Origin of the sequence: Arcticibacter sp. MXS-1, from assembly GCF_041902385.1 — a bacterium.
Taxonomy (GTDB): domain Bacteria; phylum Bacteroidota; class Bacteroidia; order Sphingobacteriales; family Sphingobacteriaceae; genus Arcticibacter.
This window is the reverse complement of the sequence record NZ_CP169244.1, coordinates 2,375,458-2,397,811: the sequence shown is the minus strand read 5'-3', so window position 1 is coordinate 2,397,811 and position 22,354 is coordinate 2,375,458. Positions and strand designations below refer to the sequence as shown.

Sequence of the window (22,354 nt, the reverse complement as noted above, 5' to 3'; positions counted from 1 at the left end):
ATCAACTTGCTATTGGCAGATTCTGAATCTTGGTTATTTTATTCTTATAATTGACGTGAAGTTGGCGGGCGAGACCTCGCCCCTGCCAGCCTCATGAGAATTTTTGAATTAAAAAAGTCCTGAACAAGGACGCTTGTTTTAAAACTATGCTAAGCCGCTTAATTATACGCAACTACGCCCTGATAGAAGATCTCGACATTTCATTCGCGGAAAAGCTGAACATTGTGACCGGCGAGACCGGAGCAGGAAAGTCAATTATCCTGGGCGCGCTCTCTCTGCTCCTGGGCCAGCGGGCCGAAAGCAGGTATTTTTTTAATCAGCAAAAGAAATGCGTAATCGAGGGCACCTTCAATGTAAAGGGATACCATCTTGCCTCCTTTTTTCAGGAAAAAGACCTCGACTACGAAGAGGAAAGCTTGCTCAGGCGTGAGATATCGGCAGACGGAAAGTCACGTGCTTTTATTAACGATACGCCGGTCAATCTCTCGATTCTTCGCGAGCTGGGCGAGCGCCTGATTGATATTCATTCGCAGCACGCTACTCTGGAGATTAACGATGAGAGCTTTCAGCTGCTGGTAGTCGACGCCCTTGCAGCGAATGAAATTCTGCTGAGAAACTATCAGGAAAACTTCAGGGCGTACAGACGGACGCTGGGCCGCCTGCAGGAACTGGAAGAGCAAAGCAGGCAGGCGAAGAATGACCAGGACTATTTTCTTTTCCAATATAATGAGCTGGAGCAGGCTTCGCTTACAACCGGAGAGCAGGAACAGCTGGAGCAGGAACTAACAGCGCTCAACCACGCAGAAGAAATAAAACGAAACCTCCTGGGAGCCGGCTACCTTCTTACAGAAAACGAACAGTCGGTAGTGGGCCAGCTAAAAGAATCGCTCCTACAGTTACAGCACATAGCAAAAGTACTCCCTGCTGCGGCAGATCTTGCCGGACGGCTGGACAGTACGCTGATTGAAATCAAGGACATCGCCGCCGAAATTGAGGACCTCGAACAGAGAACCATTATTGATGAAGCGAGGGCAGCAGAACTGAACGACCGGCTGAGCCTGCTTTACAGCCTCCAGAAGAAGCACAGGGTAAGCACGGTGGAAGAGCTTATGGCTATTCAAAAAAACCTGGGAGAGCAGCTTCATTCGATTGCCTCCTATGAAGCCGAGCTTGAAAAATTAAAAACTGAAAGTGAGAAGCTGAAAGCTGAACTCATTGTTCTCTCAGATACTCTCTCTGCCAGCCGCAATGAAGTGATACCGGGTATAGAAAAAAGGATCGCTGAGGTTCTCTCAGAAGTAGGGATGCCTAATGCCCTCCTGAAAATAGAAAACACCTTGCTAGACGAAGATCAGTTTAACCAGCACGGCAGAAACAAGATACAGTTTTTGTTCTCGGCCAACAAAGGGCAGGCTCCCGCGCCCATGAACAAGGTCGCTTCAGGAGGAGAGCTTTCGCGCTTGATGCTGGGAATAAAGTCACTCATTTCCCGGCATACCGCCCTTCCGACTATCATTTTCGATGAAATTGACACCGGTATTTCGGGCGAGGTGGCCCTCAAAGTTGGCAAAATCATGGAGAAACTTGCAGAAGGCATGCAAGTGATCACTATCACACATCTTCCCCAGATTGCCAGCAAGGGAGAGGCCCATTATTTTGTGTACAAAGACGAAAGACAGGAGGTGACCCATACTAACATCACACGTCTTACAGAAACAGAACGGGTTACAGAAATTGCCAAGATGCTGAGCGGAGCAAATCCTGGCGCCCACGCTCTTCAACACGCCCGTGAGCTTCTTGAAGGTAAAGAATAAGGCGGTTTCCAGGCCTTCGGGGCCGGTTTAAATCCGGAAACTTTACTTATTTTAGCGCCCAAATTATTAAATACATGGCTTATAATTTATTAAAAGGAAAACGGGGCATTATAACAGGCGCTTTAAACGAAAACTCTATTGCGTGGAAGGTGGCCGAAAAAGCACACGAAGAGGGTGCAACATTTGTATTGACAAATGCTCCTGTTGCCATGCGAATGGGTGAAATAGACACACTGGCCGAAAAAACAAACGCTCAGGTTATTCCCGCTGATGCTACGAGTGTGGAGGACCTTACCAATCTTTTTACGCAGTCGCAGGAAGTTCTGGGAGGCAAAATTGATTTTGTACTTCATTCCATCGGAATGAGCGTTAACATGCGCAAGAGCATCCCTTATACTGAATCAAATTACGAGTACTTCCTAAAGGGGGTGGATATATCAGCTCTCTCTTTTCATAAGATGTTAAGTGTAGCCAGAAAGCTCGATGCTATCAATGAATGGGGCAGCGTTGTCGCCCTGACTTACATGGCCGCTCAGCGAACTTACCCTTTCTACACCGACATGGCAGATATAAAGTCTATGCTTGAATCGATTGCACGCAGCTTTGGCTATCACTATGGTGTTGAGAAGAAGGTACGGATCAACACGGTTTCGCAGTCGCCAACCAAGACGACTGCAGGAACAGGCATTAAAGGGTTTGGCGACTTTTTCGACTATGCAGATGCGATGTCTCCGCTCGGCAATGCAGACGCGGCTTCATGCGCAGATTATTGTGTCACTTTATTCTCTGATCTTACGCGAATGGTGACGATGCAGAACCTTTTCCATGACGGTGGCTACTCCTCTACAGGAGTAAGTGCTGAAATTATGCACAAGTTTGGTCTGGAATAAATACATGGATCAGTACGGTCCATCGAGTAGGAAGGTAATCATTAGTTGATTACCTGTCCCCTCACACCACCGTACGTGCCGTTCGGCATACGGCGGTTCATTAAACATAGACAGCTTTTGGGGTTACTATTTCTTTAAGACATAGTAGCCCTTCTTTCTTTAGAAATGCATTATTGAGCGTGCGATGCAAGATTGGACTGTGTACCGTTCTCCAGTAGCCTTTGCGGGTGTTACCCCATTGGTAGGCCTGATCTGGCTTAACCCCTAACCTTTGTAGCTGACGTACTCTTGTCCGGGGCTTTTTCCACTGAATCCAGTAACATAATCTAATACGACTTCGTACCCATTCGTCCAAGTCAGCAAACACTGATTTAGCTTCACTCAGTTTAAAGTAATTTCCCCAGCCCTGATTGAGTTTCCTGATCTGCATCATTCGATCTGCCATGGCGTAAGGTTTACTTCGGCAAGTAATTGCCCTGATTTTATCTTTATAGGTAGTAATGCTTTTTCGGTGTACCGTTATGCCCTTACGCCCTTTCTTATGAAAGAAGGTGAAGCCCAGTAATTTAGTCCGCCATGGTCGGGTAACCACGCTCTTCTGAAGGTTCACTTTGAGTTTCAGTTCTTTTTCAATATACATACTGATACTCGCCATTACTCGTTCTCCCGCACGTTTACTCTTCACGTAGATACTACAATCATCAGCATACCGCACAAAACGATGCCCTCGCCTTTCCAGCTCTTTATCCAGTTTATCCAGAATAATATTGGAAAGTAAGGGGCTAAGCGGGCCTCCTTGCGGAACTCCTTGCTTACAGGAAATCTCATTGCCCTGATCTTCAATGTTAGCCCGAAGAATACGATGAACAAGTTTCAATAAGCGCTTGTCCTGTACTTTCCGGCTCAGTTCGTTCATCAGATAATCATGATTTACACGGTCAAAGAATTGTTCCAGATCAAGGTCTACAACATGGCTATAGCCGGCATTGATATACTCCTTTGCCTTTTCCAAGGCTTGGTGAGCACTCTTCTCTGCACGAAATCCATAGCTATTTGCTGAGAATTCAGGCTCGTAGATTCCAGACAATACCTGCGAGATGGCCTGCTGGATCATTCTGTCCATATAGGTAGGGATACCTAATACGCGGGTACCGCCGTTTGCCTTGGGGATTTTTACCCGTTTTACTGCCATGGGTCGATATTCTCCTTTTTCCAGTTGGCTTTTCAACAATGGCCATTTCGCCTTCACCTCACCTTCAAAATCCAGGAATCCAATACCGTCTACTCCGGCCGCCCCTTTGTTTGCCAGCACCCGCTCATAGGCCTGATGCATGTTGCCTTTACTGATGATCTCTTCGAGTAACATGTCGAATACATTTTTTTTTCCTACTGTCTCCTTCTCTCATCCTTCATTCAAGATGTCGCTCAACGCTCCCTGTTACCCTTCTGCTTCCAGCATATTCCTGGCAGGGCAGCCCTCTATTCAGAGTTTTCTGCTTTCTTTGCGATCATCCCGTTTCCAGTTGCTAACTCGGACGTTTAATGTTCAGCCCTTCCCTAATAAAAGGTACTATGGCCTCTGCTGACTTCTGATGAACCGGACATATATCACTACATCTCCTTGCTCCTTCAAGAGGCGCTTCTCTCTCCGGCAGCGATTGATCAGATCTCCCCGGGTAAGAACGCAAACTTTCTCTCCATCTACCTGTCAGATATACAACAACATGTTTCGGATAGTTTCGGGCTTCGTTTTGTCTAGCAAACTCACCCACATGCCATTGCCTCATCTGCTTCCTGTTCGTCAGGCCAGAGATTTACCGCCGGCTTCCTTCAGATTCCTCCTCGCGGAGGACACCCTTGCCTTGGGTTAACGCTTCCCACTATCGAGGCGCGTTCGGGACTTCCACCCTATAGTTTGCGCCCGTGCCGGGCGCACGAGAACAAAAAGAGGCGTCCACGGGGCGCCTCTTTTTGTTGACAGGTCTTAGTAATCTGATTCAAGCAGTATAATCTTTAAAGTCGCATCTGAGCCCGGCCTTGATACCGGGGCCCCGTTCGCGTTCTCGTAGGTAAGGCTGAGCGTACCTGCTCTGAGCGCAAAACTGTAGGAAACACCGTCGTAAACCTGCGGGACCTGTTCGTATGTCTGTCCCCTGTCGAAAGAAATATAAACTAGAATCCCTCCGCGTTCAAGTGCAAACTGATCGACTTCGGGGAGGTAGACGCTGGCCTCATAACTTCTGCCCCCGTCATAAGATCTCCAGCTGCTCAGCGGCAGATCTGTTATGATTGTCTTGTTGGGCGTCACGTAATTATTCTTCTGGCAGGCGCTCAGTAAGATGACCAGGGGCAATACTAAGGTTAGTAATTTCTTCATATCTGCATTGGTGTGTTTATATAAAGACGCGCAAAAGGCCAAAAGGTTGCATGCCGTCTTCATCATTTTAGTGTCCTTAAAAATTATTGCATTTACTTTTCATTTCCATTTCAAATACCGTACTTAGTAACAGGTAATACTGTTTGCTGTGTGTACCTCCGCTCAGAATGAAGTAGCGATCCCTCCGCGTAGTATCGCGGCCGGACATCCGGATACTTGTAAAAAAGCACCCGGCATCAGCAACGTTATGCCTCTCACCAGTTACCCTAATTCTGCAAGTCCAGCCTCCCCGTTCCCCGGGGCACAACAACTAAACCAGGCAATACTCAAACTACTAATTAATAAACATGGAAGCAATTCGAACCTTTCTATCTCTGCTAGCCGAGCACGAGCAGATGATCTACTTTGTTATTCTCAGCATTTTCGTAGGCGTAGAAGTTATAGGCGGCGTGCCAGCAGTTCTCCACACCCCTTTAATGAGCGGTGCAAATGCGATCCACGGGGTAGTGATCATTGGAGCGATTCACGTCATGCTCAATACAAGTTCTGAAGACTACCTTGCCCTTTGCTTAGGCTGTCTCGCCGTACTCCTTGGCACCCTCAACGTAGTGGGAGGATTTGTAGTCACAGACCGTATGCTTGAAATGTTCAAAAAGAAATAACCTAAACAATCACCATGGACCATCACCTTCTTTCACTAATCTACCTCGTTGCTTCTGTTCTTTTTATCATAGGCCTGAAAATGATGGGGAACCCCAAAACAGCCAGGCAAGGGAACCTGCTAAGTGCAGCGGGTATGACGGCCGCTATTGCCGCCACCATCCTCCTTCATCCCGGCAAAACCAGCTTCCTTATCTACATGCTCGTTTTTATAGCCATTGTTGCGGGGACGCTCATTGGGTGGCTTACTGCCCGAAAGGTACAGATGACTAAAATTCCGGAACTGGTATCCCTTTTCAACGGAATGGGCGGAGCATGTGCAGCCCTTGTCTCTCTTATCGAATTCCATCACATGATTCCCACAGAAAGTATAGGCTTATACTCCGAGGCCGCAGCCCCCACCGGCACCTTGTTCTGCATCGTCTCAGGATTAGTCATCGGAAGCGTATCCTTCTCAGGAAGCGTGATCGCCTTCCTAAAGCTCAACGGACTCCTTCCTAAGCCAGTGCGGCTTCCAAGATATAACTACATTAATCTCCTCGCTCTCCTGGTTGTCGTAATCGTAGGCATCTCGCTATTCTATACAACGATCCCTGCGATCATCAATATCTTGCTGCTTGCAGCCTTGCTCTACGGCGTGATGCTTGTTCTTCCTATTGGGGGAGCCGATATGCCCGTGGTGATCTCCCTGCTCAACTCCTTTACAGGAGTGGCTGCAGCATTTGGTGGCTTTCTTTATAATAATCATGTTATGCTGACCGGCGGAATACTTGTTGGTTCGGCGGGCACGCTCCTCACAGTTGTCATGTGCAAGGCTATGAACCGGCCACTTCTTCAAGTCATTTTTGGAGCGTTCGGAACGAGCGTCAGTGCGGCGGATGAGCAAGAGAAAGGCGCCGTGAAGGACATCTCTGTTTCAGACACAGCCACGCTCATGAACTACTCTAAAAAAGTCACCATAGTTCCCGGATACGGACTGGCGGTTGCACAGGCGCAACATGCCATTCACGACCTGCAAAGCGTTCTTGAAGAGCATGGAGTGGAAGTGAAGTATGCCATACATCCGGTAGCGGGCAGGATGCCAGGTCACATGAATGTGCTGCTGGCAGAAGCGAATGTTGAGTACGATAAGCTTAGTGAGATGGAAGACATCAATCCTGACTTTCCGAACACAGACGTTGTGTTTGTAGTAGGTGCGAACGATGTGGTAAACCCGGCTGCAAAAAAATCCCGCCTCTCCTATCTACGGGATGCCGATACTGGAAGCTGAAAATGCGCACCATATTATTATTAACAAGCGCTCGATGAATGCAGGATACGCGGGGATTGACAACCTGCTATTTTACAATCCCAAGACCTCAATGCTTTTTGGAGATGCTAAAAATGTGATTACTCAGCTCGTAAGCGAATTAAAGCAGATGTAACGAAGTCACTTAAGGTCTTCGAAGCTCTTTCTCGAGTAAGTTCCCGGCATGGCGTGGTCTCCCTCCTCAAAATTAAACGTGACGGCATTAATTGCAGGAACCTCGGTCAAAGAAAAAGTCGCTTCCGCAAAATACACTTCTGCTCCGGCGGTTCCGATCTCCTGAGTGAGGTAGGAAGCCTCTGGGATGCGGGTAACGACTGTATCTCCCCTACGGCCCACATACTGCAGCTTTATCTGGGGGTACTTCTTGTTAATTGCAGCAATGGCAGCCTCGACAGATGAAAAGGAGGCTGAGCCAGAGCTGTGAACGAGCTTCAACTCCTGCCCCCACCACTTAAAGTGACAGTCCAGGGCAAGGAAGCAGACTGATCTGCGGCTTTCCGGGGTGCGCTCCGCTCCTCGCTTTCTTTGCCATGCTTATTTGACGACTGGTCTCCAACGCAAGCCGTCAGTGCGCCGAGTATCAGAAACGCTGTGCAAAAACGAAGTCGGTTCAGCTCCATTATAAAGAAGGAGCAAACATGAGACCAAAATACGCTACGGGGTAGTTACAGCAACTGGTAAAACTTTTCCGTTGAAGAACTTCCGTCCATTGACAGCAAAATCAGCTATGTATTTACCCATTTCAAAAGCCATTACCGGCGACTGATAGCCCGGAAAAGCCTCTTCCAGCATTTCTGTCTGAGCTGATCCGAGGGCAAGGCAATTAAAATGAATCCCTGATTCCGCATACTCAAGCGCCAGGCACTCAGTGAGCGTGTGCAATGCGGCCTTACTTGCTGAATACGCTGCGAGCCCTGCGAATTTTACGCTTCCGCTAAATCCGCCCATGCTGCCAATGTTCACCACGTGCGACTCTGCAGAGAGCAGCGGCAGCATGTGCTGGATCATCTTGACGTGGCCCAGTAAATTACTCTGCAGCATCTCAGCAAAGTCTATCTGGGTCAGCTCATTGAAGGGTTTATTAATGAGGGCACCTGCATTATTAATTAGAATATCAAGCTTTCCAACTTTTGTTTCCACGAACTGAACCAGTGAGCTATAATCGTCGTGTACAATATCAAACTTGGCGGGATATAGCTTGCAGGAAGGATTGAGGCCGTTGGCAATCTCATACAACCGCCTCAGTTTATCCTGCGAACGGGCTATAGCGATCACTTCATGCTCATTATTCGAAATCAACTCAAGGACAGCTTCAAAGCCGACACCGCTGCTTGCTCCTGTTACTAAAATCTTCATATTCTTACGTTTATAACATTCAGCCCGATCAACAAAAAGTGACAGTCGCTAAGCATGACTAGCCATTCGTGATACTTGCTGACAGCTGCAAAGTTAATCCATCCGAAGTTCCTGCGGTTGTATATAAGTAAAAAAGATGAGAGCGACACAAAAAAACTGGCCCTCTGTTTAGAAAGTATTCGCGGAAACAGTAGCTTTGCGCACTATTAATTCGAAGCATGGTAAATATCCTGATCACAGGCGGAGCTGGTTTCATAGGAAGTAATTTGATTAGGGTGCTGCTCCAGAGTGGCCAGTACAAGATCACAGCGATTGACAATTTCGACAACTTTTATTCGCTGGCGCAAAAGGAGTTAAACATACGCGACTTTCTAAACCACCCTGATTTTAAGCTGGTAAAGGGTGATATAAGATACATGCCGGACCTTAATCAGGTTGGAGACATTGATGTCATTATTCACCTTGCTGCAAAGGCAGGCGTACGTCCAAGCATCAAGAATCCCGTCCTTTATCAGGATGTAAATGTGGGAGGAACACAAACGCTGCTGGAGTTTGCCAAAGAGCGGGGCATCAAACAATTTGTTTTCGCCTCATCGAGCAGCGTGTATGGCATCAATCATAACGTGCCCTGGAACGAAGAGGAGAAACTTCTGCCAATTAGTCCATATGCTTCTACAAAATTATCTGCTGAAATGCTCGGCCACGTATACAGCCGGCTTTATGGCATCCGTTTCCTTGCCCTGAGGTTTTTTACGGTTTACGGACCGGCACAACGCCCCGATCTCGCTATTCACAAATTCTTTAAGAATATTTTAAACGAAATCGCTATCCCTGTCTATGGAGATGGGTCAACCAGCAGAGATTACACTTTCGTTGCTGATACTGTAAAAGGAATCGTGTCGGCGATTAACTACGATAAATCCAGCTTTGAAATCATCAACCTGGGGAACAATAAGACGGTGACGCTGTCACAACTGATCGGCGCAATAGAGAAGGTGTGCGGCACCTCCGCTATTATTGACCGACAGCCTGAACAGCCCGGTGACGTACCCCAAACCTTCGCTGACATCACCAAAGCGCAGGAGCTTCTTGACTATCACCCATCAACCAGCCTTGAGGACGGACTGCAGCAGTTTTACACCTGGTTTAAGGCATATGAAGATGTGATTCAAAAGGATTATTAAGATCGTTTTCCTCCCTCTTCACCTCATCCTCGTCGGGCATCGGTTCGAACTCCTTCGAGCGGTACACAAACCATACACCCGGTAAGGCGGCAAGCACCGAAATAAGCCAGAATGTGAGGCTGATCAGAACAGCGAGGTCAGGAGAAATATCAAACACGTCAGCAGCATGTGCCATGAATACGTCCTTTACTCCAAGACCTGCTATACCCACATTGATGATGCCGATAATAGAAGACAGCAGGAAGCTGAATAAATAAGGGGCGAATTTGCCGGTAAAGCCCTGGCCCAGAAGAATACAGATGACGGAGGCCACTTGCAACGACTGCGCCATGCCCGACTTAAAATGACTTATCAGAAAATTTCGCGAGTAGTCCTTAAAGAAAGTACGAAGAATGAAATAATAAACTGATGTGCCGACAAGGAGGGCCGTGATAGGCCAGGTCATTGGAATATTGATCTTCGGAATGAAAATGATCAGCAGAACGGAAATGAAGCCAATTGCCCATACACCGCTCAGTCGGTCGAAAAATAAGGCCAGCAAGAGCCGCTTTGTAGGAAGCTTGAACTTTCTCCTCAACAGGTAGATCTTATAGCCGTCGCCGCCGATACCTCCGGGCAGGAATACGTTGTAGAACATGCCGAGAAGATACAGGCGAAAGTTAAACCAATAACCTAAATCAAGGCCGATATTCTCGAGGAAGGTCTTCAGACGCCATGAGGACATGAGCTGAGATGCAAAATAGAGAACAAAGGCAAGCACAATGAACGAAACGTCACTCGTCAAAAACAAGTTTTTGACCTTATTCACGTCGATCTTCTGGAAAACGTACCAGATGAGCAGGCCTGTTATTACAACTTTGAGGGCAATCTTAGCCCCGTTCCACAGCTTCTTCTTGTCCATTATAAACCCTTCTAACCTGGTAGGTCTTTCTGTTTGTTCCTTCAAAGTACGTTCTGATGCTGATTTCGGCCAGTATACCTATGGTGATTAATTGAATGCCACCAAGCAGAAGGATGAGTCCCAAAATCAAAAGCGGCTTTCCCCATATGTCATGGCCGGCTAATTTCAGTACCAAAAGGTACAAATTAATTAAAGCTCCCAACCCGAAAGAAATGAAGCCCAGAGTACCAAAAAGATGCATGGGTTTCTGAATATACTTCCTGAAAAACACCATCGTGATCAGGTCGGCCATCACTTTAAACGTTCGGTTTAGCCCGTACTTCGATTTACCGAACTGGCGGGGATGATGCTTAACGTCTACCTGGGTAATATTTGCCCCCTGGAGTTTAGCCAGCACAGGAATAAAGCGGTGCAGCTCGCCATATATTCCAAGATCTTCGGCAATTTCGCGCTTAAAGACTTTCAAGGTGCAGCCGTAATCTTTTATATAAACCCCGGTCATCCGTCTGATAATGGCGTTGGCAATCTTGGATGGGATTTTCCGCAAGAACATCCCGTCCTGCCGGTTCTTCCTGTTGCCGGCAACTACGTCCCAGTCCTCATCAAGCAGCTTTTCGAGCATCATTGGAATATCCGAAGGGTCGTTCTGCAAGTCGCCGTCGAGAAGAGCCACATATTTCCCAGTAGAATGCTCAATGCCGGCTGTCATCGCCGTACTCTGGCCATAATTCCTTCGCAGTTCTACCAGGGTCACGCGTTCGTCGGCCTCTCCTTTTATTTCCCGCTGAGTGCCATCAGAAGATCCGTCATCTACGAAGATTACTTCGTAATCCAGCCCTTCTAACGCCGCCCTGATTTCTTTCAGCAAGGGGGCTATATTTTCTCGTTCATTCAGAACAGTAATAACTACTGAGAGATCTTTCATAAAAAACTTCAGAATAATTTGATGAGATAAACCGTAGTCAACGTTTCCCCGCGCGTGGCGGGGTTGAGAAACTTCGGCTTGAGTATGGAAACGCGATAGTCCTTGTTCTGAAAAGTCGTACTGACCGGAAAACCGTTCTCTTCCAGAACCTTTTTTCCTTCTGCCGAAGTGAAGAGCCAGACAGGTGCATTTTTTGTCTGCATTGCCTTAATATCCTGAATGCTGATCTCCTTATGCTGAAAGCGCGTATAAAAATCGTATGAAAAACTATAATCCCCTGCCTGAAAGTAATATACCCGTTTCGGGTCTAATTTCAGCCTCTCGGATACAGTTGCCAGTTCATTCCCTGCCTGGTATGAAAGAAGCTGAGGATAAAAATTCAGATTCAGGGAAGCAAATATGAGGAGAGCTCCCGAGAGTGTAAAACGAACGGTTTTAGCGTATAATGGCCGCCTGGAAAAAAGAACCAGCAGCCATACGGAAACCAGAAGAAGGAGAGTCAGTCCTGCCGTCATTTTATGCAGGGGGAATACCCACATGTTCAGAAGGGCTGCCACAAGGACGATCAGAATAACGGAGTAGAGCTGTATATTCCAGAACAGCTTCACTCGGCTCTGATCGTGTTCCCTTTCATTGAGATAGCCTGCTAAAAGTATTGAGAACAAGGGAAACAGACAGGTAAGATAGTGAGGGAGCTTAAAGCTCGACATTGAAAAGAAGATCATGAAGAAAGTTACTCCCCCAACTGTCAGCAGCTCTGTGCCTGGCTTGTAGGCAAACCGGGTCTGCACCGCCCTCTTTAAACGAGAGCCAACTGACAAGACCGACAGGAGGCTCCATGGCAGAAACGTCCAGAAGAAAGTATGGAAGAAAAAGAAAAAGTCTTTCTTGGTCTGAGAGTGTCCTTCCCCTTTTATTCGCTCCATGTTTTGGTTCCACAGGATAAACTTCAGACCCGAAATATGAGAACGTCCGCGAACTACCGTCTCAGGATGCAAATCATATTGGAGATAATAGGCATAAAGCACAGGAGACACAAAAACGCCGAATAGCAGAACCAGGATCAGCCATTTCCAGTGGAAGACCATCTTCCAGTTCCTCTGATATACCAGGTGGATAAAAACGGTGACCGCAGGAATGACTACACCAATCATCCCCTTTGTACTAAATCCGAGCGCGAGCCCTAAGGCGGCGAGGATAAGGTTTACGCTCTTGCGTCCGTGTATATACTCACATAACTGCCATATGGAGAAGATGATCCCGCCGGTGAGCAGCGCTTCCATCCTCACGTCGTTATTGGCAAGCACGATTGCACAGGATGTGCTCAAGATCATTGCGGCGAGCCGCCCGGCCGCTGCTCCATATAAAAGCTTCCCGAGCCGGTACGTAGAATAAACACTGAGTACAGTAAAAATCAGCGAGGGTATCTTATAGGCAAGGGTTGTAACTCCGAGAATATGGTATGCCAGAGCTGACAGCCAGAACAGCAAGTGTGGTTTGTCTAGGTACGGAATGCCGAGATCAAGAAGATAGGCATAATTCCCACTGGAGTACATGTTGAACCCTATTAGAGCATGATGAGCGCTGTCATTGTCCATCAAGGGAACGAGCAGCCCGGGGACGTACACGAAAGCAAACAGGGCCAGAAAGAAAAAAGCAAAGCCGAATTGCTCGTAACATTATTCTTCATCCGGTGACAAAGATAGAAATTATGTTGTGATGATCGGCCGCAATCCTTCGAACAGCTACCGGCGGTCTAAAGGGGGAATGATACCGTAAATATCGTTCCTGCACCTTCCTCGCTTTCGACTTCGATAGTTCCGTTTAATGATTCAACCTGCGTTTTAGTCATGTGCAAGCCTAGACCTTTACCCTCCCCGTCGGGAGAAAAGCGTTTGTACAAGCCAAACAGTTCTTTGTTATGCCGCTTCAGATCAATTCCCCGGCCATTATCTTCCACACTGATATGGAAACCTCTTTCATCCCGCCATCCCTTAATCTTTACCAGCGGCTTTCTGCCGGGCACCCTGTATTTGATGGCATTTGAGATAAGGTTGAATATGATACTCTGCACGTAACCTTTTATACTGTATATTAAATCGGCATCTCCTGTTATTTTGCTGCTAATCGTAGCCCCGCAGTCATGAATTTGCAGTCGGAGACTGCGCTTCACCGATCTTATTACCTCTGTTAACCTCACGTTCTCTTTCTTCTCGTTCAGCGCCGACTTTACGGACAGCAGAAGATTCAAGTCGCGTATCACGCCGTCTATTGCCTCTGCCGACTCTGTTATAAAGTCGAACACCTGGGCTCTTTCGTCATCTTCCAGATCCATTTTCAACAACGACGACATACCGAGGATATTGGCAACGGGGGAACGCAGATTGTGAGAGATGATATAGTTGAACTGCATCAGATCCTGATACTTCTTCCTGATCTCTTTCAGCAGCTCATCCCTCTCCCGAATGTGCTTCTTAATATCCGTTATGTCCTGCACAACCACGCAGATATACGTATCTGTATCAAGCGTATTGGAAGAAGACTCTTCTTTGATATACTTCACCTGCCCCTTTCCCGAAATAATGCGATACTCCATGGAAAGCGTGGTATTGTTATTCAGGAAAAAGTCGCGCTTCTTCCTGACCTCCGCTCTGTCGTCAGGGTGAATTATGCTCAAAAAGCTCTCAGGAGAGGGAATAATACTGCCTCTTTCAATTTCCAGGATGTCATATATTCCATCGCTCCATTCCTGCTTTCCGTTACGGGAATAGCTTACCCAATAGCCGATTTTAGCAAGCTCATGACTGAATGCCAAAAGATGCTCCCGCCTCTGCAGCTCATCCTGTATCACCTTGAGGGCCGTGATATCGACGCCATAAGCCAATTTATACTCCTGAGCGGCGTTGACAAACGGAGTGAGTGTCCTTGCAAAAAAACGCTGGCATCCGTTAGCGTCTTTTACATCCTCCAGCCATTCCACAGGCTCTTTCAACTCATCTGCCAGTTTGTACATTCGCATTCTCGCCTCTGCTACCTGTACCCCGCCCCCTGCATACGGCTATAATCCTGATCGTCTTTCCCGATCAGCCATTTCCGGATAGCCGGGTTACGGGCTGCGGAATGATTAACAAATACGTAGCGGTTGTTGCTGTCGAGCACTGTTACGTCAATGTTCACATTATTGATCACGCTCGCATAAAAATCTTTGAGTGACTCCGTCTCCTCCTGAGCTCTCGTCTGAGCTGTTACATCTCTTATCACAGCAATCACCTCCGATTCTGACCACCTGCTAATCCGTGCTTCGAAGCATGTTTTCTGATCTTGTGCATCTGCTAACGCATATTGAAAGGAAATTACCTGACGCCAGGCTATAGCCATCTCGGTGCAGCGCAGGAACTGATGTACAACCGCGGGCGGATAGCAGTCACTGAGCGTCCGCCATTCTCCTGCCGGGCAAAATTCCCCGTTTCGCTCCTTAAGGAGCTTACACCTCCCGCCTAACTCAATTTGCAGCAGCTCATCGGGTATCGCAGCGAGTACCCTCCGCAATTCCTCTGACTCCGCCCAGCGGCTCTCCTGCCCCGAAGAACCGCAGGCTGGTGCTGTTTCAAAGATATATCCCTCCTGCCAGGAAGAAGCCCCGTCAAAGCTTTGCTCCGTCCTCTCCGTCACCCACTTGATCTGCCCGTTTTTACAAACGATCTTGTATTGGTATTCGAAAGTTCCTTCTTTGCCTGCGTTCTGCAGTCGCTGTCCCTCTATGTGGCTTCTATCGTCGGGATGCACAAGTGCATTGAGTCTGCCGAAGCCGGCGCCGCGAAGATAAGATGACGGGTATCCCGTTAGTTCCAGGCATCCCTTGCTTACAGATGAAAATGTGTTGTCGGCGTCACAACGGTACAGCACGCCGGGAAGACATTCAGCAATGTTTCCAAATGTCTGAAGACCTAATTCTGATTCTTCCATAATTGGTTTAGGACATATTAAGAGCGCTCATTGGTATGCGAAATTTTATATGGGTATAAATAAAACGAGATTATTCTTTTTATCCAACTACTTAATAAAATTTCGCGCAATTAAATTTCCACCAGAAGGTAGCAAGATCAGATACTCCAGCTAAAGCCGGCAAAAAAGTTGCGCCCCGGGGCAGGATTAAAATACCGTTCGCCAACTGCATTTAGGTCGTTCCCAAGACTATAACGTTCGTTAAGCAGATTATCGGCGCCGGCAAAAACAGATATGGTACCAACAGTTCGAATTTTACCTGTCCAGCCTGCCTTTACCTGCAGGAGCTGAAAGCTTTTTGCATAGGCGGTAGACGCGTCATTCAGAGGGGTGGATGACGTGTACTGATATTGTGCATTCAGCAGGAATCCCCTGTTTATCCGGGCCTGAAAGGATGCTGTTACAAAGTGGCGCGGTACTCCTGTCAGCCGGTTGCCGGAGTAATTCCCACCCTGGCCGGCATAGTTCTTGAAATAGAAAGAACTAAGCGTGTAGCTGCTGCTAAGCTTCAGACTTCGTAAGAAGCCTGTTTCTCCGGGCGATACTAACCAGGCATCAAGCTGCGACTCGACCCCTCTTTGCTTTGTCCCGCCCGCATTCACGAAAAACTCGTTCCCATCTTCATGAAGCCGGCGTACAATAGCGTCGCTAAGGTCAAAATTAAAAAAGACGAGGTCGTAATAGAGCCTGTTGTTGAACAGAGCTGCCCTCACACCAGCCTCATAGTTCCAGCCCGTCTCTGCTTCAAGACTTGTATTTATCACATTGTCTGAAGGTCGTATTTCTGCCAGGGTAGGAGGAGAATAGCCACGACTGACCGACATTCGCAGGGCAGCTTCCTTTGCGAACAAATAAGAGAGTGAAAAACGCGGCATCAGCTGATCTTCAAAGTTCCTTAGTTCACTTTTTCCACGATCGGAATAGCGATAGTTGTACACGTTTACGCTTAATGCGGCTTCGGCAACGAAACGTCCGAGAAAGGAGGATGACATGTTCAGGAAAAAGAAATGCTGGCGGGCATCTAAATCGCTTGCAGCCTGCAGAGTATCCCTCTTTCCGCCTCTGTTGCCGTAGTTCGCCACGTCCATACTGGTCCCTTGTGTCTCCAGGCCCAGCTGGCCTTCCCACTGGAAAATCGGGGAGCGGCGCGAGAGAAGTTCAACGTACGACCTCAAACCCAGAGAGGTCTCGTCGCGCACTTCATAATTGGTGATAAAGGGGTTTTCGAGGTCGGTGTGAGAGGCTGTGAGCGAAATCACGTGTCTGATTGACTGCGAGAGCCGATACTCGTGCTGCAAGCCTCCAAGCACGGTCTTATTGTCAATCCCCGCGTTCTGCTCTACGGCTCCGGGCAGCATCCGGGTGGCTGGCCTGGCACTTCTGGGGTCCTTCAGTACCTGCTCCCATGTAAGCCCGCCCGGAGTCCGGTACTCTGCATGAGAGTAAAGAAGCAAGGCCTTTAAGTTCGCCCTTTTGCTGTAGGACCATTCAGGAAGCAGATGGAGATACTTCCGGTCGAGTGAACTGTTCTCGCGGTAACCATCGCTGCGCTGCCAGGCCTGCTTGATCTGGAGCGACTTAGTATCTTTAGCAATATAGGCCGTAAAGTCCTGATGCAGGAGCCCGTAAGCGCCGACAGTCAGGCCAAAGGCAGCCGCGGAAGAGTCAGGCGGTACTGATTTCGCCCTGAGCAGCATAACACCTCCTGTATTGGCGCCGAAGACACTTCCCTGGGGTCCTTTCAGTATTCTCACCTCGCCCAGGCCTGAGGGGTCGAGAGATCCCATATAGGTATTCCCGCCGGCGTCTGTGAGGATGAAATCCTCAAGATAGATCTTTATATTCCGCACGCCATAGGGTGACCTCAACAGGCTTCCTCTGATCGACAGCCTGTTGCTCCCCGGGGAACGTTCTTCCATTCTCACACCAGGAGAGGCATTTATGGCCGGCAGAAGCGAAAAGGGCTGCAGAGCGCCCAGCTGTTCCTCCCCACCACGCTCACACTTGCAGGAAGAGTGAGCGTGGGCTGCTCGCGAAAATAGCCCCTTATGGTAACGGGCCTCAGAAGCCGGGCCGAATCCGCAGGGCTCTGCCTTGCCTCTGCGTACGACAGTAAAGAACAAAGAACTATAGCAAGTCGTCTTAGCATGGGACTATCTGTCTGCACTAATCCGCCAAAGTGTATTTCCCGCATCGTCGGCAACCAGAAGAGAACCGTCGCTCAGAACAGCTACCCCGACAGGTCTTCCATATACTTCGCTCTTCTCCTTATCGGCCACGAAGCCTGTGAGGAAATCCTCCATCTTGCCCGAAGGTCTCCCTCCTTTAAACGGCACAAATGTGACCTTGTATCCTACCAGCTGTGAGTGATTCCATGAGCCGTGCTGGCCAATAAAGGCCCCGCGATGATACTTCTCCGGAAAGGCTGCCGCGTCATAAAAAGTTAAGCCCAAAGAAGCGGTATGCGAACCGACGGGAAAGTCGGGCACAATGGTCTTTTGAACAAGATCAGGCCTCTTCCCTTTTAGTCTTGGATCTTCATTTTGTCCGAAGTACGCGTAGGGCCAGCCATAAAAGCCCCCCGCCTTTACGCTTGTAATATAATCGGGAACAAGATTATCCCCTAAACCGTCGCGTTCATTAACGGCAGTCCAGAGCATCCTGCAATCAGGATTCCAGTCCATTCCCACCGGATTTCTCAGCCCGCCTGCATATACTCTTTCACCACTTCCATCCGGATTAACTTCAAGTATACAAGCGCGTCGTTTCTCGTTCTCAATGCCGTTCTCCGCCACATTACTTCCAGAGCCTACCGAGATGTAAATCTTGGTATTATTGGCATTCGCAATGATATTCCTTGTCCAATGGTTATTGTAGCCTCCTGCAGGCAAATCCAATATCTTCTTACCTTGCGTGCTGATCTTGGTTTGCCCCGCTTTATACGGGAACACCATCAGCCCGTCAGTATTCGCAACGTAGAAAGAATCTCCAAGGATAAGCATGCCAAATGGCTGGTTCAAGCCGGTAAGAAACACTTCGGTAAGTTCCGGTTTTCCATCATGGTCGGTATCGCGGTACAGGACGATTGTATTTACACTAGTTCCAAGGTTCTGTGATTTTGCCTTGCCACTTAAAGCGGCTTTGACTTTTGCTGTCCCTTTTGCTTCCGTGTTTGCACAGGCTACGAAGATATCGCCGTTCGGCCCTACGTAAATCCATCTGGGGTTTTGAAGGCCCTGGGCAAACCTGGCCACTTTGAATCCGGTGGGAGCAACAGGCGTTCTTCCTTCCGGCCATCCAATCACTTTACTGTAATTGGTAGCCGACTCGCCGGGCGGCGGTAACTCATACGCCGAGGAATCGCCGGTCGCGCTGCTATCACTGGCCCCCGTGCTTTTATCAGTTGCTGTATTACAGCCAAGCAAGGCGGTTATGAGACAGGCAGAAATAAAAACTCTATAAAAAGACATAATACTCATATTAAACCGCTTAGAAAACTATTCAGCAGCAGCATTGTTTTTTTACCTGTCTTCACATTTTTATTACACGCCAAACCCTCCGTGGGGGGACGCGTTTTTATCTGAGAAAAACACTTGTAATATGGCAATAGTATATCCAAGACTACGGGAAGCGGGCAAGACAAAGCCGGTACATCACTCCCGTAAAGAATCTGTCAATATAGACCCTGCCGAGAGAATCTTTTCGGTAGCCGGAGGTGCTTATCTGATTTATGCCGGGCTAAGCCAGATCCTGAAGAAACCTTTCACCGGAGTCTCCAAGGCAGTAGCCGGTGGAGCGCTGCTGGTCAGGGGTGTATCGGGATACTGTCCTGCCTACGCTGGCATGAAGCATGGCAAGGATGCAGATTCCATTAACGTAAAGCAGTACTTCACTGTGAACCGGCCGCGGACAGAGGTCTATCAGTTTTGGAAGAAGCTGGAAAACCTGCCCCTCTTTATGCGCCACGTAGAAAAAGTGGAACAGAAGGGAGAGAACCTGTGGCACTGGAAAGCAAAATTTTCGGAATCTCTTCCGGCTATTAGCTGGAACGCCGAGATAGTAAAAGAAAAGGAGGACCACTTTATCGGGTGGCGCTCTGTGGAAGGTTCTATTATCGATAACGCCGGAAAGGTGGAATTTAACGATGCGCCCGGAGGGCAGGGAACAGAGGTGCAGGTGGTAGTAACATACCGCGCGCCGGCCGGTGTTGTTGGTTCCGGCATCGCCCGTCTGCTTAATCCTTTCGTAGAAAACATGATCAGGGAAGACGTTCGGAACTTCAAGCAGTACATAGAAACCGGAGAAATACCAACAATTGAAGGGCAGCCTTCAGGAAGAAGTTAATAAGTTCACTTAACATTCACATCTATGAAAGCCCTTTGCTGGAACGGAACAAAAAAACTGAACGTGGAAAACGTACCGGATCCGACGATCCTCCGGCCGCATGACGCCATCATCAAGGTGACGATGAGTTCGGTATGCGGATCGGATCTCCATCTATATAACGGCTTCGTCCCCTCAATGAGAGAAGGTGATATCATTGGCCACGAATTCATGGGCGAGGTGGTAGAGACCGGGACTGAAGTAAAAAAATTAAAGAAGGGCGACCGCGTAGTTACGGTATCGGTAATTGGCTGCGGTGAGTGCCACTACTGCAGGCACGGAAGCTGGTCGCTTTGCGACAACAGCAATCCGCATGCCTTCATGCAGGAAAAGATATACAACTATGCTACCGGCGGAATTTTTGGTTACTCCCACCTCTTTGGAGGGTATGCCGGCAGTCACGCCCAATACATCCGGGTCCCATACGCCGACAATGGCGCATTCCTCATCCCTGAAGATGTGCCTGATGAAAAAGCAGTATTTGTGTCAGATGCACTTCCTACAGGATATATGGCCGCGGAAATGGGCAACATCAAGCCAGGAGACGTAGTTGCAGTATGGGGAGCCGGCGGCGTGGGCCAGATGGCCATCCAAAGTGCCTACCTGATGGGAGCTGAAAAAGTAATTGCAATTGACCGCTTCGACTTCCGGCTTAAGGCAGCAGCAAAACACAGCAAAGCAGAGACACTGGACTACGAAAAGACTGATATTCTGGAAGCCCTGAAGGAAGCAACGGGCGGGCGCGGGCCAGATGTCTGCATTGATGCTGTTGGTATGGAAGCCCGGCCAACGGGAATAGAAAATGCGTATGATAAGACCAAACAGTTCCTCCGGCTCGAGTCAGACCGTCCGGGAGTACTGCGACAGGCGATAATGGCCTGCCGGAAAGGCGGTACTATATCGGTAGTGGGCGTATATGCGGGACTGACCGACAAGATCCCCATGGGGGTATTCATGAATAAAGCGCTAACAATGAGAGCCGGGCAGATGCATGGCCAGAAATATGCGCCTCTGCTTCTCGAAATGGTTCAGCAGGAACGGCTGGATCCCTCTTTTTTGCTGACTCATCCCATGCCGCTAGAAGCAGGCCCGGCAGCTTATGAAATGTTTAATGATAAAACTGACAATTGCATGAGGGCTGTTTTCATGCCAAATGTTTAAATTTATACAGCGCGCTATTTTGGCGCTCTCTGCCATGCGGCGGGTTTCTGCCGTGTGGCTTTTTTTATTCTGTCAACTTATCGATCAACCGGGCACTTTGCCTGGCCCCCTCCTGCAACCGGTCTGAAAAGAACTCTTTTACCTGATCGAAATGGGCAAGATAGCCGTCCATATCTCCGTATTCGATGATAGAGGCCCATTCCCTCACCGCTGAGTGAAACTCAAGGTCATCCGCTCTGATACTCTTGTCATAAAGTGCCGTTTGTATACTCTCTTCCAGCAGATCGCTGTTCTTAAACAGATATTCCGCTATCCCCAGCCGCAATCTGAAAGGAGGCGTCTGACAGATGAGATTTTCGTAGGGGTTAACGCCCAGCTGGTACCAGGTGTCCACCATCGCGAAAAGACTAAGGTGCGAGTTAGGCATGTATTGCCCCGCCTCCTCTGCCATCTTAAAGTCCATCATGACATCGTGGTCGAGCGTGATAAAATTACGCTCCCCGTGAAAAACAAACTGACTGGCGGCATTGATCCTCGCCCTGAACTCGTCTTCCCGTTCGCAGATCATCATCTTAAAAAGCTCCGATTCTGAACGAGCATACTGACGCACCTGTTTACGTGCAAAAGGATTCAGAATAGCGAGCCCGGCGTAAACGTGGGCCTTATAACTGAATATCCGCAGAGTAGTCAGGATCTTAACATTATCAATGCCGGTTGAGTAAGCACCATGGTCCCATGGGTACACCCCTGCGTTTTTCCAGGCAGTACCCATACTTTCAAAGCCCATGTGGGTCACCGCCTGAGTGTCGGCCATAATCTTATCATGCTGCTCAAAGTTGTCAATTTCGATGATCTCCGACTCCAGAGCCCGATAGATTTCCAGCGCCACATTATACACCGGACGTGGTGCGCGGTGCGGAATCACGACCAGCTTTTGCCCTACGGTGGAAAACGCAGGGCCATGCAACGAATGGCAGGTCACGATATGTACGTCGTCGGGAAGGTACTTTTCGAAGGCCGCTATCTCCGGATACTTCACCGATGTCTGCCCCGCCACAATTGCTCCGAATTTCACCGACTCAGCAGTGGAGGCCACCACTTCCTTAATGCGAGCTGTCTCAACTGAATAAAGCAGGAAATCCGCCTTTCTTGCAACTGCTCTGGCATTTTGAAGGATTTCAACTGATGAGTCGCGAAAGATAGACAACAGGGACTCATAACGTTCAGGCACGTCGCAGCCATATACCGTATATCCTTTCTCCGCCCATTTACGGGCACAGAGGGAGCCCATGTCTCCCAGGCCAATAATGCCAATGTTCATTTTGTAAAGATATAGATTGGTTCGAAGACTGCAACCAGGGTACCCGAGATCCGTGGCCATAACTGCAT

General features: G+C 48.5%; 18 protein-coding genes and 1 pseudogene. 7 read left to right on the top strand and 12 right to left on the bottom strand.

Annotated elements, in window-relative coordinates; translation table 11 throughout:
• The first annotated feature begins 146 nt into the window (after nt 1-146).
• Complete coding sequence (recN, locus tag ACES2C_RS10365) at nt 147-1,814, top strand: DNA repair protein RecN (protein ID WP_374166862.1); 1,668 nt, start codon at nt 147-149, stop codon at nt 1,812-1,814.
• 74 nt (nt 1,815-1,888) lie between these two features.
• The gene (locus ACES2C_RS10360) at nt 1,889-2,704 is read left to right on the top strand and encodes an enoyl-ACP reductase (protein WP_374166861.1); all 816 of its coding nucleotides are present in this window, start codon (nt 1,889-1,891) and stop codon (nt 2,702-2,704) included.
• A gap of 100 nt (nt 2,705-2,804) precedes the next feature.
• On the opposite strand, the gene ltrA is transcribed toward ACES2C_RS10360, so the two are convergent.
• Nucleotides 2,805-4,070: a group II intron reverse transcriptase/maturase gene (ltrA, locus tag ACES2C_RS10355; RefSeq protein ID WP_374166860.1), complete on the bottom strand. Its 1,266-nt coding sequence runs from the start codon at nt 4,068-4,070 to the stop codon at nt 2,805-2,807.
• A gap of 618 nt (nt 4,071-4,688) precedes the next feature.
• Nucleotides 4,689-5,081, bottom strand: a complete 393-nt coding sequence (locus ACES2C_RS10350) for a hypothetical protein (protein ID WP_374166859.1) — start codon at nt 5,079-5,081, stop codon at nt 4,689-4,691.
• A gap of 395 nt (nt 5,082-5,476) precedes the next feature.
• Between ACES2C_RS10350 and ACES2C_RS10345 the strand changes: the two genes are divergently transcribed.
• Together ACES2C_RS10345 and ACES2C_RS10340 are read left to right on the top strand one after the other, a co-directional pair.
• Nucleotides 5,477-5,743: an NAD(P) transhydrogenase subunit alpha gene (locus ACES2C_RS10345; protein WP_374166941.1), complete on the top strand. Its 267-nt coding sequence runs from the start codon at nt 5,477-5,479 to the stop codon at nt 5,741-5,743.
• Nucleotides 5,744-5,757: 14 nt separating this feature from the next.
• Nucleotides 5,758-7,165, top strand: a pseudogene (locus ACES2C_RS10340) (NAD(P)(+) transhydrogenase (Re/Si-specific) subunit beta).
• 5 nt (nt 7,166-7,170) lie between these two features.
• Here the strand turns inward: ACES2C_RS10340 and ACES2C_RS10335 are convergent.
• Together ACES2C_RS10335 and ACES2C_RS10330 are read right to left on the bottom strand one after the other, a co-directional pair.
• Nucleotides 7,171-7,485, bottom strand: a complete 315-nt coding sequence (locus tag ACES2C_RS10335) for a hypothetical protein (RefSeq protein WP_374166858.1) — start codon at nt 7,483-7,485, stop codon at nt 7,171-7,173.
• A gap of 219 nt (nt 7,486-7,704) precedes the next feature.
• Nucleotides 7,705-8,406, bottom strand: coding sequence for an SDR family NAD(P)-dependent oxidoreductase (locus tag ACES2C_RS10330; protein WP_374166857.1), 702 nt, complete (start codon nt 8,404-8,406; stop codon nt 7,705-7,707).
• 218 nt (nt 8,407-8,624) lie between these two features.
• Here ACES2C_RS10330 and ACES2C_RS10325 point away from each other — a divergent pair, with 218 nt between their 5' ends.
• Nucleotides 8,625-9,590: a GDP-mannose 4,6-dehydratase gene (locus ACES2C_RS10325; protein ID WP_374166856.1), complete on the top strand. Its 966-nt coding sequence runs from the start codon at nt 8,625-8,627 to the stop codon at nt 9,588-9,590.
• Here ACES2C_RS10325 and ACES2C_RS10320 read toward each other — a convergent pair.
• The 7 genes from ACES2C_RS10320 to ACES2C_RS10290 form a co-directional block, all read right to left on the bottom strand.
• Nucleotides 9,553-10,491, bottom strand: a complete 939-nt coding sequence (locus tag ACES2C_RS10320) for a lysylphosphatidylglycerol synthase transmembrane domain-containing protein (RefSeq protein WP_374166855.1) — start codon at nt 10,489-10,491, stop codon at nt 9,553-9,555. The two genes, ACES2C_RS10325 and ACES2C_RS10320, sit on opposite strands and share 38 nt — an antisense overlap.
• Nucleotides 10,460-11,416 (bottom strand): glycosyltransferase family 2 protein, encoded by a 957-nt coding sequence (locus ACES2C_RS10315; protein ID WP_374166854.1) that lies wholly within the window; start codon nt 11,414-11,416, stop codon nt 10,460-10,462. The genes ACES2C_RS10320 and ACES2C_RS10315 overlap by 32 nt, the downstream gene beginning before the upstream one ends.
• A gap of 8 nt (nt 11,417-11,424) precedes the next feature.
• A complete protein-coding gene (locus tag ACES2C_RS10310) occupies nt 11,425-12,972 on the bottom strand; it encodes an ArnT family glycosyltransferase (protein ID WP_374166853.1) in 1,548 nt (515 codons plus the stop codon).
• 200 nt (nt 12,973-13,172) lie between these two features.
• Complete coding sequence (locus ACES2C_RS10305; RefSeq protein WP_374166852.1) at nt 13,173-14,435, bottom strand: ATP-binding protein; 1,263 nt, start codon at nt 14,433-14,435, stop codon at nt 13,173-13,175.
• Between the two features lie 11 nt (nt 14,436-14,446).
• Nucleotides 14,447-15,382 (bottom strand): PAS domain-containing protein, encoded by a 936-nt coding sequence (locus ACES2C_RS10300; protein ID WP_374166851.1) that lies wholly within the window; start codon nt 15,380-15,382, stop codon nt 14,447-14,449.
• A gap of 137 nt (nt 15,383-15,519) precedes the next feature.
• Nucleotides 15,520-17,544: a TonB-dependent receptor domain-containing protein gene (locus ACES2C_RS10295; protein WP_374166850.1), complete on the bottom strand. Its 2,025-nt coding sequence runs from the start codon at nt 17,542-17,544 to the stop codon at nt 15,520-15,522.
• A 30-nt stretch (nt 17,545-17,574) separates the two neighbouring features.
• Nucleotides 17,575-18,891 carry a sorbosone dehydrogenase family protein gene (locus tag ACES2C_RS10290; RefSeq protein WP_374166849.1) on the bottom strand — a complete coding sequence of 439 codons (1,317 nt, stop codon included), beginning with the start codon at nt 18,889-18,891 and terminating at the stop codon, nt 17,575-17,577.
• A 130-nt stretch (nt 18,892-19,021) separates the two neighbouring features.
• Here ACES2C_RS10290 and ACES2C_RS10285 point away from each other — a divergent pair, with 130 nt between their 5' ends.
• Together ACES2C_RS10285 and ACES2C_RS10280 are read left to right on the top strand one after the other, a co-directional pair.
• Nucleotides 19,022-19,765, top strand: a complete 744-nt coding sequence (locus ACES2C_RS10285; protein WP_374166848.1) for an SRPBCC family protein — start codon at nt 19,022-19,024, stop codon at nt 19,763-19,765.
• Between the two features lie 24 nt (nt 19,766-19,789).
• Entirely contained in the window at nt 19,790-20,965 is a 1,176-nt protein-coding gene (locus tag ACES2C_RS10280; RefSeq protein WP_374166847.1) for a zinc-dependent alcohol dehydrogenase, read from the top strand.
• 64 nt (nt 20,966-21,029) lie between these two features.
• Here ACES2C_RS10280 and ACES2C_RS10275 read toward each other — a convergent pair whose 3' ends face one another.
• The gene (locus ACES2C_RS10275) at nt 21,030-22,286 is read right to left on the bottom strand and encodes an NAD(P)-binding domain-containing protein (RefSeq protein ID WP_374166846.1); all 1,257 of its coding nucleotides are present in this window, start codon (nt 22,284-22,286) and stop codon (nt 21,030-21,032) included.
• Nucleotides 22,287-22,354 lie beyond the last annotated feature (68 nt).

Excerpts from the sequence above, each read along its gene's own strand:
- ACES2C_RS10280 (WP_374166847.1), top strand. The coding sequence starts at position 19,790 with ATGAAAGCCCTTTGCTGGAACGGAACAAAAAAACTGAACGTGGAAAAC.
- ACES2C_RS10330 (WP_374166857.1), bottom strand. The coding sequence starts at position 8,406 with ATGAAGATTTTAGTAACAGGAGCAAGCAGCGGTGTCGGCTTTGAAGCT.
- ACES2C_RS10320 (WP_374166855.1), bottom strand. The coding sequence starts at position 10,491 with ATGGACAAGAAGAAGCTGTGGAACGGGGCTAAGATTGCCCTCAAAGTT.
- ACES2C_RS10360 (WP_374166861.1), top strand. The coding sequence starts at position 1,889 with ATGGCTTATAATTTATTAAAAGGAAAACGGGGCATTATAACAGGCGCT.
- ACES2C_RS10325 (WP_374166856.1), top strand. The coding sequence starts at position 8,625 with ATGGTAAATATCCTGATCACAGGCGGAGCTGGTTTCATAGGAAGTAAT.
- ACES2C_RS10285 (WP_374166848.1), top strand. The coding sequence starts at position 19,022 with ATGGCAATAGTATATCCAAGACTACGGGAAGCGGGCAAGACAAAGCCG.
- ACES2C_RS10350 (WP_374166859.1), bottom strand. The coding sequence starts at position 5,081 with ATGAAGAAATTACTAACCTTAGTATTGCCCCTGGTCATCTTACTGAGC.
- ACES2C_RS10275 (WP_374166846.1), bottom strand. The coding sequence starts at position 22,286 with ATGAACATTGGCATTATTGGCCTGGGAGACATGGGCTCCCTCTGTGCC.
- ACES2C_RS10305 (WP_374166852.1), bottom strand. The coding sequence starts at position 14,435 with ATGCGAATGTACAAACTGGCAGATGAGTTGAAAGAGCCTGTGGAATGG.
- ACES2C_RS10300 (WP_374166851.1), bottom strand. The coding sequence starts at position 15,382 with ATGGAAGAATCAGAATTAGGTCTTCAGACATTTGGAAACATTGCTGAA.
- recN (WP_374166862.1), top strand. The coding sequence starts at position 147 with ATGCTAAGCCGCTTAATTATACGCAACTACGCCCTGATAGAAGATCTC.
- ltrA (WP_374166860.1), bottom strand. The coding sequence starts at position 4,070 with ATGTTACTCGAAGAGATCATCAGTAAAGGCAACATGCATCAGGCCTAT.
- ACES2C_RS10310 (WP_374166853.1), bottom strand. The coding sequence starts at position 12,972 with ATGTACTCCAGTGGGAATTATGCCTATCTTCTTGATCTCGGCATTCCG.
- ACES2C_RS10315 (WP_374166854.1), bottom strand. The coding sequence starts at position 11,416 with ATGAAAGATCTCTCAGTAGTTATTACTGTTCTGAATGAACGAGAAAAT.
- ACES2C_RS10345 (WP_374166941.1), top strand. The coding sequence starts at position 5,477 with ATGATCTACTTTGTTATTCTCAGCATTTTCGTAGGCGTAGAAGTTATA.
- ACES2C_RS10290 (WP_374166849.1), bottom strand. The coding sequence starts at position 18,891 with ATGTCTTTTTATAGAGTTTTTATTTCTGCCTGTCTCATAACCGCCTTG.